Source organism: Lactobacillus sp. M0390, assembly GCF_016102085.1.
Lineage (GTDB): Bacteria > Bacillota > Bacilli > Lactobacillales > Lactobacillaceae > Lactobacillus > Lactobacillus apis.
This window is the reverse complement of the sequence record NZ_JACFPH010000001.1, coordinates 30,478-45,202: the sequence shown is the minus strand read 5'-3', so window position 1 is coordinate 45,202 and position 14,725 is coordinate 30,478. Positions and strand designations below refer to the sequence as shown.

General features: G+C 35.3%; 13 protein-coding genes. 2 read left to right on the top strand and 11 right to left on the bottom strand.

Features of this window, described 5'->3' with window-relative positions:
* Window positions 1-7: 7 nt before the first annotated feature.
* The gene (locus H3R25_RS00240; protein ID WP_198193720.1) at window positions 8-2,410 is read right to left on the bottom strand and encodes a phosphoketolase family protein; all 2,403 of its coding nucleotides are present in this window, start codon (window positions 2,408-2,410) and stop codon (window positions 8-10) included.
* Between the two features lie 287 nt (window positions 2,411-2,697).
* On the opposite strand from H3R25_RS00240, the gene H3R25_RS00235 reads away from it, so the two are divergent.
* Entirely contained in the window at window positions 2,698-3,462 is a 765-nt protein-coding gene (locus H3R25_RS00235) for a DeoR/GlpR family DNA-binding transcription regulator (RefSeq protein ID WP_198193719.1), read from the top strand.
* A gap of 4 nt (window positions 3,463-3,466) precedes the next feature.
* A complete protein-coding gene (locus tag H3R25_RS00230) occupies window positions 3,467-3,844 on the top strand; it encodes a bacteriocin immunity protein (RefSeq protein ID WP_198193717.1) in 378 nt (125 codons plus the stop codon).
* Between the two features lie 81 nt (window positions 3,845-3,925).
* Here H3R25_RS00230 and H3R25_RS00225 read toward each other — a convergent pair whose 3' ends face one another.
* The 10 genes from H3R25_RS00225 to H3R25_RS00180 form a co-directional block, all read right to left on the bottom strand.
* Window positions 3,926-6,535: an alpha-mannosidase gene (locus H3R25_RS00225; RefSeq protein WP_198193716.1), complete on the bottom strand. Its 2,610-nt coding sequence runs from the start codon at window positions 6,533-6,535 to the stop codon at window positions 3,926-3,928.
* A gap of 78 nt (window positions 6,536-6,613) precedes the next feature.
* Window positions 6,614-7,486 (bottom strand): fructokinase ScrK, encoded by an 873-nt coding sequence (gene scrK / locus H3R25_RS00220; RefSeq protein ID WP_198188929.1) that lies wholly within the window; start codon window positions 7,484-7,486, stop codon window positions 6,614-6,616.
* Between the two features lie 5 nt (window positions 7,487-7,491).
* On the bottom strand, window positions 7,492-7,872 hold the full coding sequence (locus tag H3R25_RS00215; protein WP_122034499.1) for a VOC family protein: 381 nt from the start codon (window positions 7,870-7,872) through the stop codon (window positions 7,492-7,494).
* Between the two features lie 13 nt (window positions 7,873-7,885).
* Entirely contained in the window at window positions 7,886-8,659 is a 774-nt protein-coding gene (locus H3R25_RS00210) for a Cof-type HAD-IIB family hydrolase (protein WP_198193715.1), read from the bottom strand.
* Between the two features lie 6 nt (window positions 8,660-8,665).
* Window positions 8,666-10,060: a family 43 glycosylhydrolase gene (locus H3R25_RS00205; RefSeq protein ID WP_198193714.1), complete on the bottom strand. Its 1,395-nt coding sequence runs from the start codon at window positions 10,058-10,060 to the stop codon at window positions 8,666-8,668.
* Window positions 10,061-10,075: 15 nt separating this feature from the next.
* On the bottom strand, window positions 10,076-11,125 hold the full coding sequence (locus H3R25_RS00200) for a PTS fructose transporter subunit IIC (protein ID WP_122034492.1): 1,050 nt from the start codon (window positions 11,123-11,125) through the stop codon (window positions 10,076-10,078).
* 27 nt (window positions 11,126-11,152) lie between these two features.
* Window positions 11,153-11,467, bottom strand: coding sequence for a PTS fructose transporter subunit IIB (locus H3R25_RS00195; protein ID WP_122034490.1), 315 nt, complete (start codon window positions 11,465-11,467; stop codon window positions 11,153-11,155).
* A gap of 10 nt (window positions 11,468-11,477) precedes the next feature.
* Window positions 11,478-11,945 carry a PTS sugar transporter subunit IIA gene (locus H3R25_RS00190; RefSeq protein WP_122034488.1) on the bottom strand — a complete coding sequence of 156 codons (468 nt, stop codon included), beginning with the start codon at window positions 11,943-11,945 and terminating at the stop codon, window positions 11,478-11,480.
* On the bottom strand, window positions 11,938-13,815 hold the full coding sequence (locus H3R25_RS00185) for a transcription antiterminator (RefSeq protein WP_198193713.1): 1,878 nt from the start codon (window positions 13,813-13,815) through the stop codon (window positions 11,938-11,940). The genes H3R25_RS00190 and H3R25_RS00185 overlap by 8 nt, the downstream gene beginning before the upstream one ends.
* Before the next feature lie 174 nt (window positions 13,816-13,989).
* Window positions 13,990-14,715, bottom strand: coding sequence for a GntR family transcriptional regulator (locus tag H3R25_RS00180; RefSeq protein WP_046306281.1), 726 nt, complete (start codon window positions 14,713-14,715; stop codon window positions 13,990-13,992).
* Window positions 14,716-14,725: the final 10 nt, after the last annotated feature.

The window sequence follows — 14,725 nt, the reverse complement described above, 5'->3', positions numbered from 1 at the left end:
ACTTAATTTATTTTAAGCCTGTCCATTTCCATTCTGTTACTTCTGGCATATCTTTACCATTGTCACGAATGTACTGGTGGTGCTTAGCTAATAAGCGATCCATTTCTGCAACAAAGCCGGCGCTCTTTTCAGCGTATTCTGGCATACTCAAAACTGCATCCTTTGCTAAATGGAAACGATCAAGTTCATTAACAACTCTCATGTCAAATGGAGTAGTAATGTCTCCTTCTTCTTCATAGCAGTGAATATGAACATTGCTACGATTACGACCAAACCAGATTGATTGCATCATTGCCTTGTAGCCGTGCCATGCAAAAATTACTGGCACATCAGTTGGGAATAATTCTTCAAATTCCTTATCGGAAATTGCTTCTGGATTATCTGTTGTATTCATTAACTTCATTACATCAATGACGTTAATGTAACGAATTTTCATTTCTGGGAAATTCTTATGCAAAATGTCAATAGCAGCTAAAGACTCCATAGTTGGCTCAGTTTCAGTTGAAGCAAAGACAACATCAGGCTTAGCATTTTGATCAGTTGAAGCCCAATCAATATATGATAAACCGTGGTTAGCAATCTTAGTTGCTTCATCGATTGAAAACCATTGTGGACGTTCTTGCTTAGAAGTAACCAAAACGTTGATACATTCACGATCAGTAAATGCTTTTTGAGATACTGCTAATAAAGAGTTTGTATCAGCTGGTAAGTATTCGTGAATCAAATCTGGACGATTCTTTTCATATAAGTGAGTTAAGATACCTGGATCTTGGTGAGTATAACCATTGTGATCTTGTTGGAAAACAGTTGAAGTTGCAACAAAGTTCAAAGATGGGTAATCCTTACGCCAATATTGTTCCTTGGCTTTTCTTAACCACTTCATGTGCTGGGTTAACATCGAGTCAACAACACGTCCAAATGATTCGTAAGTTGCAAAGAAACCATGACGACCAGATAAAACATAGCCTTCAAGCCAACCTTCGTCTTGATGTTCGGATAATTGAGAATCAATTAAACGACCACTTGGTGCTAAGTTCTCATCGTTTGGTGTATGAACTGAGCCTTCCCATTGACGCTTTTGCTCATCAATAAATTTGAACAAACGGTTTGATTTGGTTTCATCAGGTCCAAAACCACGGAAATTGTCTGGGTTAAGTTCTGCAATTTCATTCAAATATTTTGCCCATTCAGTCATATCTTCTGCTTCAACTGAACCAGGTTGATCAAACTCTAAGGCATATTTACGATAATCTGGAAGGTTGAGACGCTTAGCCTTGTCGCCACCACCATTTGTAATTGGGTTGACTGCCATTCTGCTATCACCAGTAACATTATCAGCAGTTACCAATTCAGTTGGTACACCATTTTCATCAAACAATTCTGCTGGTTTATAGCTTTCAAGCCAATCAACCAACATATCTTTATGTTCCATGTCATCTTGAGCAACAGGAATTGGAATTTGGTGTGCTCTAAATGAGTTTTCAATAGGATTACCGTCAAGATCAGTTGTAGGTCCTGTCCATCCCTTTGGAACGCGGAAGATAATCATTGGCCAATGTGATAAAGTCTCATCATTATTTTCACGAGCATTCTTTTGAATGGCTTTAATTTCTTCAATTACAGTATCCATTAATTTTGCCATTTCTTCGTGAACTTGCATGTGATCTTTATAGCCGTCAAATTCACCACCATTATATGCAGAAATAATGTAAGGATGCCAACCCATACCTTCAAAGTACTTGGTTAGTTCTTCATCTGACATTCTTGAAACGATGGTTGGGTTAGAAATTTTAAAACCGTTGATTTGTAGAATTGGTAGTACAGCACCATCTTTGATTGGGTTAATGAACTTGTCACTAAACCAACTTGCAGCTAACGGGCCAGTCTCAGCTTCACCATCACCGATTTCAACTGCTGCAATCACATCAGGATTGTCTAAAATTGCACCGGTACCATGTGAAAGTGAGTAGCCAAGCTCGCCACCTTCATGCATTGAACCTGGAGTTTCAGGAGCAGCGTGAGAAGCAGAACCACCAGGAAAACTAAAGCGTTTGAATAACTTAGCCATTCCCTTTTCATCTTGTTGAATTTCTGGATAAAGCTCACTGTATGAACCATCAAGATATGAATTGGAAACCATTACTTGACCACCGTGACCGGAGCCTTCGATATAAAACATATCCAAGCCATACTTTTTAATGACGCGGTTTAAATGTGCATAAATAAAGTTTTGTGGTGAGATTGTCCCCCAGTGTCCGATTGGTTTAGGCTTAACTTCACTTGCTTTAAGGTCATGCTTTAAAAGCGGGTTATCCATCAAAAAGAGTTGACCAACTGACAAATAGTTAGCTGCGCGCCAATGGGCATCTACGCTCTTTAAAAATTCCTTTGAATCATAATCTACTGCCATATTATTTCTCCTATTTAGAAATTATTTACTTAAACTTTCTTTATACGGTTATTATACCAATTTTGTATTCAATATCAACCATTTTAAAAATTGGTTCGTTCCAATTTTTAAAATAAGCATTTAAGTATATATGTTTTTTCAAAATCTTGATTTATCAGTCTTTTTAACTTTAAACTTCAGTATAATTTTAGTTAAACACAAACAAGCACATAAAATCCAATATGAAATACTGACTATTTGATTCTTAAAAAAATAAAAAATGCTAGATTATTTTTAGGAGAAATATTATGACTCAAGAAGAACGAATTCGCGAAATAAAAAAATTATTAGAACAAAAACATCACTTAGTTACAAAAGATTTAGCTGACTACTTTAATGTTTCGTTTGATACAGCCCGGCGAGATGTTCTTAGATTAACTTCCACAGGTCAGGCAATTCGAGTTCACGGTGGGTTACTGGCTAACAGTCACGACAATGTACCTAATTTCATTACCAGGAATCACATCGATTCCCCTATTAAAACGAAAATGGCACAGATGGCGCTCCGCTTTGTTCATCCAAATCAATACGATTTTATTGGTGCTTCAACTACGCTGAAAAAGCTATGCGAATTAATTTGTGGTATGGATTTGCAGATTGTGACAAATTCAATTGATAATTCCCTGGAATTGATGCGATCAAGACTACCCGACGTTCGTCTATTAGGTGGAAAAATCGACAAAGAACATCGCTTTAATTATTCAGTCACATCGATTGATACTTTAAAGCGAATGAGCTTTAATACAGCATTTTTTGGCACATCAAACGTCAAAGAAGATGGTGCTTATCTCACAAAGATGAGTGATGCAGAATTAACTCGTGTCGCTGCTTCGAGGGCAAAACAAGTCGTGGTAATCGCAGAAAATTATAAGTTCAACAGTCAAAATACTTCTCCGTTTATGTCAATCCCCTTGAGTCAGATCGATGTACTTATTACTGATGATCCGTTACCCCAAGAACTAAAAGAAAAATTTGCGCCTAAAACACAAATTATTTCTGTACTAAGGAAGTGATGTAATGAGTGTTCACTTAATCGGTGCTTCATCTCCAAAAGAAAAAAAGCTGATTAATGAAACATACAAAGAATTAGATCAATTTTATCGTAGTTTTTTTAATAATATTTATAACGAATTAAATATTGCAAAATATCTGCCAATTCGAGATGCAATCGGACTAGTTATGCGAAAATTCGAGTCAAATGATCATCCGCTACAATATACTGGTAAATTAGTGCTGTATATTCAGGCTAACACTGCGCTTAATCATCTGCACTTATCCAATTTTCAGCAAAAGCTCCTACATAGTTTAAGTGACAAAACCAAACAGATAAGTTTAAATTTTGTTTACACTAGTCCCATCACGGACATAAGCCAATTTAAATTTAGTAATATTTAATTTCCTTCTTTTAAATAGAATGTATCCAAAAAAGCAAGTAATGCTTGAACCTATATGGTCCACTTTTACTTGCTTTTTATCTTATATTGAAAGTTTAATTGAAATTAAATCGTATGGAGAAATTTGCTGCTCGTCACTCGGCTCTTCAAGTGCGTTAACAACTTGACCTTTATCCCTAATAAAGTCTGGTAACATGACAGCTTGATTAGTCAAATTTTCCAATCTTAGAATATAACTATTTGAATCTGTCACCGAAGGATACAGCGCTGAAACCATTATTTCTTTCGGTAAGTTCAATAGTTCAATGTGTTCAGGTATCCTAGGAGTCTTTTCTGTTGCCCAAATCTTATTATCTAAACGATTGATAAAAACATTTAGACCTTGTAACTGGTATGAAATATTTGGCTGCAACCATTTATTTGTCAATTGATTATTTTCTTCTTCACTAAATTTGCCACCATCAAGTTTAAATGCAAATACAAATTTATTTTGTCCTTTTTCTTGAGCCGAAGGAGTTGCCATCATAATATGCCCCTGACTAGTCGTGTCACCAGATGCTCTTCCAGGCCGCCACTTTAAATTAGGCTTTCCTAATTCTCCTGTTGTTGCCATTAGCGTAACTTTAAGCTTTCCGTCTTCATATTGATACTCTTTTTGACCATATCCCCAAAAAGTGAAGTATTTATCTGCATCAATTAAGTTAAGAGATTTATCAAAATTATATAAATTGACTGGTTTCTCAACAAACTCTTTTTGCCAATCAGGATCAATTGGCTCGTTTTTAGTTGTAACATAACCTGCTTGAATCTCTGCTCTGACTTCATCGGTATTTATTTGTGGTGAAAAACAAACTCTTAATCGATGAGAATTAATTTGATTATCAACCAGTAATTTAACCGCAACTTGTCCCAACTCATTAAACCAAATATCTAATGAATACGATAATTTACCGTATCTAGGATTTTCATCTGTATAATCAACCAAATCCAGTGGTAAACTAGCACTTCCTCTCAGAGTCATTACATCATGTTTGCCTTTGCTAATACCTACACTTTGAAAAGGTAGCTCCTGTTCTTTAAAGTCTTTATAAGGGGAAAAATCATATGTATCACCATCATTGGGCTGATCTAGTAAAGAAATAAAGTTTTTGATTTTAGTACCGTCATTAATTAAGGTAATCTCACCATCACTAAATTCAATAGCTTGCTTGCCATTAGAAATAATGCCGTAACTACCAAATTTCCCCGCAGTAATTTCTGGTAATTTTTCATTGCTATCTATCACTTTGAAAACTTTATAGCCCAAGGCTGGTAATTGAACCTTACCTCTGACTCTTAATTCATAATAACTAGGTTCGTCAGTATAATCCTCTCCATGGGGCGTTTGCATTAAAATATGCTCTCTTGCAGGGTGGTACTTACTAGAAACAATTTCAGTATCTTCCATCCCCTTAATTTTGATTTTTTTTGTTGAAGCAACAATATCTACTTCTTTATAACCGTCAAATTCATGTGGATCTGTATTAAATACTAGTAATTGCGATGAGGTTAATTTTAAGTATTGAGCAATTTTTTTCTTAACCATGTTCTCAATCCCGTCAACTAGCTCATCAACTTCTTTATATCGCTGCCAAATATCTTTTGCTACATTTTCTGAAACACTGCCACCAAGAGAATCATGTGGTTGACACTTTAATAATTTTTTCCAAGCTTTGGTCAGCAAACCATTACCGATATTAACTCCTACCTTGTGACCAATTACGCATAACGGCTCCACTCGTTTCAAAAGTTTCTGCTCTAGTCTAAAATTTTCTCTCTTCAATTTGCTTCTGACTGATCCAATTGACCGATGAACACGCGCATATGTAGGTAGGCGCAATTCTCCTCGATATTCTGGCAGACTCTCAGACCTATGACGAATTAATTCGACAAATTCAGGATAAGTAGAAATTTCGGTATGATATTTACTAATACTATTAATTTGTTCAACCGTCTGATTGATATTTTTAACTATATTCATCTGATCAATTCCAGAGGGAATTAAAACATCTTCATTTTGGTCATGCTCAGATTCAAATTTAATTGCTGGATCATATTTTTGTTCAACAAATTCATTTAACTTTTGTTTTGCTTCTGGCGTAATTTGACCTGTAAAATACCCAAATGGAAAATTAAGTGCAACTATTTCTTTGTTACCTATTCCATGCCAGCAAAAATAAGTCGAACCTGCTTGTCTTTTAAAGTTAATTCCTCGCCAGAAGACCATATTATCAATACCAACTTGTTTTAATAAGGTCGGCATCTGCGCATTAAAACCAAATGAGTCAGGCAAATAGCCAATCATCATTGGCTTACCATAGTTTCCTTCTGTATCCTTAATGCCAATAATTAAATTGCGAATAATTGATTCCGCAGTTGGCATCAGAGCATCAGTTTGAGTATACCAAGGGCCAATAAATAGCCTACCTTCATTCACTAAACGTTGAATTCTGGCCTTAGCTTCTGGATGAATCGCAACATACTCATCAACAATTGAAACTTGTCCATCCAAGCAAAAATTTGCAGTTGGATGTGCTTCCAGTTCGTCTAAAACTTCTGTAAATAATTGCTCTCCTAAAACTTGCTCATCCATAATCGAAAAATACCATTCTCGATCCCAGTGGGTATGATTTACTAAATAAGCAGTTGTCATTTTTATCTCCTTTATTATTTTAAAAAAGAGTGCACGTCAATTAACAAGTTGGTTAATACATGTGCACTCTTTTTAGGATTATTGTTTTAATAAATTTTTAGCTAACGCAAAGTCGCCAACTGTAGCTGAGCCATTATTAGCAATAGCTGGCATAACAATGTACTGGTCTAAATTTGGGACTTTGACATAACTATTCAGCATCTTAGCAAAATCAGATCTAACTTTCTTTAAGAATGCTTCACTAACTACGCCCCCACCAAAAACAATTTTATCAGGACGTAAAATCAATGTAACTTGTAAAACTGCTTGGGCCACATAATAACTCAATATGTTCCAAACAGAATCAGTCAATGGTACTTCTGATCCTGGCTTGCCAACTCTTGCCTCAAATGTTGGTCCAGACACAAGTCCTTCCAAGCAATCCTGATGAAATGGACATATTCCTAGAAAATCAACATCATCGGGATGCCTTTTTAACAAAACGTGTCCCATTTCTGGGTGTCCTTGACTGCCAACTAATTGACCATCAATTATGGCTCCACCACCCACTCCAGTACCAATCGTGTAGTAGACCAAGGAATCAATGTCTTCATTCGAAAGCAATGACATAACATATTCACCATATGCAGAACCATTTACATCAGTTGTAAAGAACATTGGAACATCAATGTCTTTTTTCAAAAAGCCAAGGAAATCAGTATTTTGCCATCCATTTTTGGGCGTGTCCGTTATGTAGCCATATTTAGAAGCCGTTTTGCGTATTTCAATTGGGCCAAAAGAGGCTATTCCAATCGCTTCTACAGGATACTTTTTAAAAAAAGCAGTTACTTGCTGAAGCGTTTCTTGCGGAGTTGTAGTAGCTATTCTAATTGAGTTTTTTACTTGATAGTTTTCATTGCCAACAGCACAAACAAATTTTGTCCCGCCGGCTTCTACTGAACCTAATAACATTATTTTTACTTCTTATTTCTTTGACAAATTTCAATAGTTTCATTATTAGGACCATAAAAGTTAAAGTAACTAATTCCATGCTCCCAAAAAGGTAAGTGCATCACCTGTTGATCAATTAGCTTAAAACCTGCATTTTTAATCTTTTCGAACGCTTCATCAATTTCATCGGTATCAATAGCATAATGGTTAATTGCACCATTTACCGGGTTGGTCTCAGCTTCCCAAACTTCAAGCATTAAATCACCTAATTGGAAAAAGCCCGTCGCACTACCATTATTATCTTCTTGATTAATTAACTTAAAGCCAATCTTTTCATATTCAGTTACACTCTTAGCAAAATCATTAGTTGGAATCCCTACATGGGAAATCCCTTTAAAAATACTCATATTCAAAACCTCATTAAATCAAATCATACTTTTGTAAACCTTTAATTATCCCTAGTTTATCATTTGTATCAGTGACATACGTAGCAGAATTTTTAATTGCATCATTTCCATTACCCATTGCAATACCATAGTCCACTGCTTCAAACATGCTTAGGTCATTGTTACCGTCTCCAAAAGCGTAAGTTGGAACATGAAGATCCTCACTTTTAATTAGGTCAGAAATTCCTTTTCCTTTTGAATTACCTTTTAGAACTGTATCAATTGAATTAGGACCAGTTATCATAAAGTTTAATTCAGGGAAATGATCACTATACTGTTGATCAGCACAATGCGCTATTACCAAAATTTGATTAACGGGGTTTGTCCGGTAAAAATCGGGTGCTACTTGAGGAAATGATGAAGCAATATTTTGATAAAAATGCCGAGATAGCGGCTGATCTTCAGAGATAGCAATTTGTTCATAATTGTAAAAACCAATGATGTCATCTCTGCTGTTTGCATAAGTCAGTACCTGCTGACACAAGAGTGAGGGAATAGTTCGATTAAACTTCACTTGACCATTAAACTCTACATATTGTCCATTAGTCGCAATCAGAGAATCAATTTCACATTCCGCCATAATTTCACGAACTTCAAAAGCGGCACGACCTGTACAAACTATTGGAATATTTCCGTTAGCTTTTAAGCTTCTTACAGCAGCACTTACTTCAGGTAAAACAGTAGAATTACTCGATAGAAGAGTTCCATCCAAGTCAAAAAATATTAGAGAATTAATTTTATCTGCCATAAACAATTACTTTCTCAAAGTAATATTTGAAAACTCTGCTTTACCGTTAGATACGGCTAATGCCAAATCATCACCAAACTTTTGGTACACACGTGCAATTAAACTAATACCATTTACAACAATAACAGCTATGTCATCATCAACCATCAATTTAATGTGCATTTTTTCGAATTCACTCTTTGCAAGTGGGCGATCAAGTCCCTTATTCATCATTTGGAACCATGGCCACTCCGGACTTTTATCAAAGACAAGTCTCCGATCGTCAGCTGACAGCAGATATTGATATGATTCATCAGTTTCGACATTTTTAAAGAATCGCAAAGCAATATTGCTAATGCCGTCTTGACAAGTTACATCCATATCTAAAACAAAATGTTTACCAACGTTTTGAGCAATTATTTTTTCAGTTCTTCCAGTTTGATTATCAATTGATAAATCAGCAAGATGTGTTTCTTCTGTAAATTGTTTGGTTAATTCATCAGGTAATTTGGTAGCTAGAGTTCCATCATTTCTTTGCACTAACTCTAATGGAACATACGTACCGCCCCATTCCCAGTTAACCTTGTCACCTTTGCCTTCTTCTCTGGTCGGTACCCAACCAAATAAAACTCTTCGTTTACCATCAAAGGCCGTTCTAGCAGCATAATATGCACGACCGTCAAAGGAATCATCTTGAGGCTTTAACCATGGACCATCAATATTCTTGCTCATCCGGTACCTAGTTTTGCTTTGCTCGCTATATTCTGTATATAGTAAGTACCACCAATCTCCCATTTTAAAGAGATCTGGCATTTCCAGCCCTGTGTACAGATTTGGCGCAAAAAAGTCGCCTTGGAATGTCCAGTCTTTAAGATTTTTGGAAGTGAAGGAAACAATTCTGCCAGTTAATTTGGATTTTGGACCTGCTAATCTTGTCCCCAAAATCAGCAAATATTCTTGCTTATCTTCATTCCAAATTACCCAAGGATCTCTCCAATCTGTTTTGTCATAACCTTCTTGAGCTGGTAATAACAATTTATCAACATTTTTTTGAAAATGATCGAAATCAGTACTTACACCATGAAGTAAGACTTGGGAAGCTCGTCCTTCCTGCTCAGCTTTTTTATTATAGCCTGTGTAAAAAGCTTGTACTTTTCCATCAGCTTCAAAAACAGATCCTGCATAAATCCATTGTGCTGGATCGTCTGCGCTACCTGCAGGTATTGCATCCCCATGATCATCATAATTAACAAAATCAGTTGTAGTTGAGAGCGACCAGCCAAATGGTTCATCATTATCAGTCAGAGGACCAGGTTTTCTAGGGTCTCTTTGGTGATACAAATAAAACTTTCCGTCTTTACCAAAGGGCATAATATCGCCCATCCATTTATCTTCTGTAGGTTTATAAAAAACTTTGTACATTTTTACTCCTTTTATTTAATTTGCCGCAGCTTCTGCTGCAACTTTTTGGTCACGATGCATTAATTTCTTAAGGAAATTGCACATTACTGCTCCAACTACAACGCCAATTACGATCGATAAGCAATACAGCAAAATATTTGAGTCAAATGGAGCCGCCATAAATGTTGATAGAGCTGTTTTTTGCGTTGTACCAAAGAAAGCGTTTAATGCACTAGCTAGTCCTGAGCCAACCATACAACTAGGAATAACAGCCAGTGGATCTGAAACTGCAAACGGAATTGCACCTTCTGTTGTGGCAATAATACCCATAATTAAAGCCGTAGTAGAATTTTCTTTTTCGTCTTGACTATAATACTTTTTACCCATGAAACTTGCTAAAGCCATAATTAATGGAGGAATACCAATTGCAATAAAGCAAGCTGTACTAATTGCATATCCACCTGAAGTGTATGAAGCCATACTAAATGTATATGCAACTTTGTTGATTGGACCACCCATATCTGTAGCCATCATCGCTCCAATGATTGCAGCTACTAAGATTTTGTTTGAACCACTAATACTTGCTAGCCATGAAGTTAAACCGTTTTGCATTCCTCTAACAGGATCACTGAAGACATAGAAGATTACTAAACCACCAATTAACACTGAAGTTAGTGGAATGATGAAAATTGATTTTAGCGAAATTAAACTCATAGGCATTGGTAACTTTTTCAGCCAATATACTAAATAGCCGACTAAAACACCAACTACCATTCCACCAATAAATCCCATACCTAATTTGTTAGCAACCAAGCCAACAATAAAAGCAGGCGCAAGCCCTGGTCTATCAGCAATCGAGTATGAAATATAGGCGGCGATCATTACAGGAATAAATCCTAATCCCTGCTGACCGATCATTCTTAAAATTCCCCAAATGTTACTGGTTTGATTCCAAACTCCGTTGCCACCACCAATAACGGCAATTGAAACAATCAGTCCGGAAGCAGAAACCAATGGAATCATGTAAGACACACCTGTTTGGAAGTGGTCTACTAAGTCCTTAAAAAATTGTTTTAACTTGTCCATTTATATAACCTTTTCTTTCTGTCTTTATCAGTTGTCAATAATTTCGTGCGCTTTTTCAATCGCTTTGCTACCGTCTTTCACGACCTCTGATGTTCCCATTTTCACAATTTTTTTACCATCAAAGCGTTCTTTTTCTCTAACATTTGTATCGACCGCAAAAATGACGGCATCTGCTTCAGCAATATCCTTAGCACTAAGTTTATTTTCAAAACCCATTGCACCTTGAGTTTCAACTTTTATTTGATCACCATTTTTTTTGGCATATTTTTTCAAGTTTTGTGCTGCCATATATGTGTGTGCTACTCCTGCAATACAAGCAGTTACTGCTACGAATTTACTCATAATTTTTCTCCTAATCTTCTTCTATTTTTTTAAAGATATTAACTAACTTATCTGGATCATTTTCTGCCTTGATTTCTTTGACAAAATCGTCATCCATTAATTTTCCTGCGACTGTAGCCAACATTTTCAGATGTTCTTTACCAGTATCTTTTTCTCTGGCCGCCATCAAAAAAATTATTGAAACTTTGCTACCATCTAAGGAATTCCACTCTAGTGGCGTGGTTGTTTTTGCAAACATTAGCGACGCTACATTGACAGTAGAACTTTTACCATGTGGAATAGCGATATTATTGCCTATTCCTGTTGTTGTCTGACTTTCACGTTCTAACACATCATCTCTAAATTTTTTTGCATCACTTACAATTTCATTTTTTTCCATTATTTTTGCTAATTGCGTGATTGCATCTTCTTTAGAAGATGCATTTAAACCAATGACAATATTATCTTTCGAGATAAAATCATTACTTTTACTATTCAAATTCTTCACTTCCTAAAAGCCTAATTATTTCCTGTTTTGATGTTAATCTGCACAAACTTTTTAACATTTTTTTATCTTCAAGAATTGCATTGAAGTAGTTATAAATTTGGTCAATTGAGCCTTTGATACTTTCGTTCATTGCCATAAAGAAAACGATATTTACCTTACCTTTATCCCAATCAATACCATGTGAATTAAGATAAATTGCAATCCGAGGAGTTTTAACATATTTAATTGGCGCATGTGGCATTGCTACAAAATCCATTTCAGTACTCGCAACTTTTTCCCTTTCAATCGCAGCCTCTGCAATTCCAGAAAGTGCATAGTGTTTATCGCATAGACGTTTGCAAACTTTTTTTATTGCTTGATCACGATTGATTTTTTGGTTATCAACTATGATTAAATCAGGCTCAACCAATTTCATAAATTCTGTTGCTTTTTCTTGAAATTTATTCAGCTTGTCAAGAGCAGTTTGTATCTTTCTTTTAGACTGAACGTCTAGAAATGGTGGTACAACTACTACATTTTTTTGCCTAATATCTAAATCTACTGTACTTATTATTAAATCTTCAGTAATTGGTGCTGCCATTAATTCAGAAACAGATACCACCCGGTTAACTTCTAGTTCATCAGAAAAATATTTCTTAATTCTTTGCTCTAAAAGTCTTGCAGTTCCCAGTCCTGTGCTACAAACAATTACTGTCTTTACTCTTTTTTCTTCTCTCCTTTCTAAGAAACTCTCAATATGTAGGGCAATATACGCAATTTCATCATCATTGATGCTTACTGAAAATCTTTTTTCGATTTCAATACTTAAATCAACTGCTTGGTTGTATGCATAGGGAAAGTTGCCTTTAATACTATCTTTGTATGGATTTTTTATACTAAGACCTAGTTCAAATCGATGCAAAGCTGGTACTAAATGTAAAATCAAATTATTAACAAGTACTTCATCATAGTGGGTTAAATTGCTTTTTAGAAACTGGCTTAATTCCCCATTCTTAGAGTTTTCCTTATCTTTTTTTGGACTTGAATGTGCTTTTTGATCCGATTCAGCTGCAAGAATATGAATATTAATGTACGCCTGTTCAGCTACGGGAATAGCAAAACCAAAGTTTTCTTCAAGCAAATTTGAAAGCAAAATCGTATTTTTGGATAAAGGATGACTGCTCAGTTCAGAATCAGCCTTTATAATTTCCTTGTTCTTTATTCTTTGAATTGCAATCACTAGATGGACAGCCAAAGACTGAAACTGATAATCATTGAGTTTAATTGAACTGGCCTTCTGAAACTGATTAAGTGTAGTTACAACATCTTTAAAAATCACCTGATCAAAGATACTTTTTAGTTCATCTGGAACATTGATAACCATCTTTAAATCAGTATTATGTTTGACCTTTAAGCTATCCCCCCAATAAAAGCCAAGGAGCTGCGTCATTAATTTTCTTCGAATATTTTCAGAAGCCTTAATAAAAATCCCCTTTTCATCACTCTGTAATTTAGCTCCTTGCTTGTCTATTAGACTTTTAATTTGCTTGAGGTATCCTTCCAAAGTTGTTCTACTCACATAATAACGATCAGAAAGTTTTTGAATTGTTATATGTTCATTAGTTGTTAATAGCAATGAAAGTATTGCCAATTTTATTTCTTGCGGACTTTCATTATTTGCCTTTAGTTCACCATCTTGTAAAGAAGAACGAATTTTTGCGGTATCACCAGCAAAATAAATGCCTACGCTTTGTTTTCTAACGAGTTCGACATTAAATGGCTTAATTTCTTCGGCAATTTCATTTAAATACTTATTAACAGTCTTTCTAGACATTCCAATATTATGTTCAATATTTTTGTAATGAGTTACACCTTCATCCAAGATTTGCTTTACAATTTTTACTTCATTCTCATTAATAGGATCACCTTCCTTCTGAATACGCTTTCAATTATAGGTCAAGGATATTCATTTAGATACATGGCAAAGTAAAACAATGAAAGTATACTTTTATAAACAAAAGACCGAGAAATTAATTCTCGGTCTTTAAGATATGCTCTATTTATTTAAATTTACGAACGTGTTGAACTTCATGTATTGGTAATGAATACGCATCGTTGATACCTCAAATGGTGTACCATCATCCAAAAAGAAGATGCCCTCAATCACTCCAACAGGTTCTGTTTCTTTTAACTTTAATTTCTCTTGATCCTCACTACTTGAAGGCTCAACTGTGATATTGAGAAAGGCTTTAGTAACAACCTTATTTTGAGAATCCTCTAAGTAATTAAACAGAGATTTTTTCAAATGTTCAGGCTTTAATTCAGGAACAATTTTAATCGGAAGGTAGCCTGTCTCAATTAAAAATGGCTGTTCATCAAGAAATCTTAATCTCTTAAACTCATAAACAAAATCATCTTCATTTAAAAACAGATCTTGCCTGATTGCCTCTGGAGCTTTGATGACATTATAGTCTAGTAATTTAATGCTCTGCTTTTTGCCAGGGACTTTTAGACTATCGGTTAACCCTAAATTAGAGCCCTCATAGCGAAATAAGGATTGGTTCTTTAAATATAAAGGATTAATGAAAGTCCCACTTCCCCTTTTTTTAAAAACAATCCCTTGCTGAGATAGAAGCTCCATTGCTCGTTTCATTGAAGAACGACTAACCTGATAATGTTCAGCAAGACTTCGCTCGTCTGGGAGACGCATCCCTTCATATTTGTTATCCAATATATTTTGTTTTATATCGTGCATTACTGTGCGATAAACGAAATCTGCCATTTGCTACCTC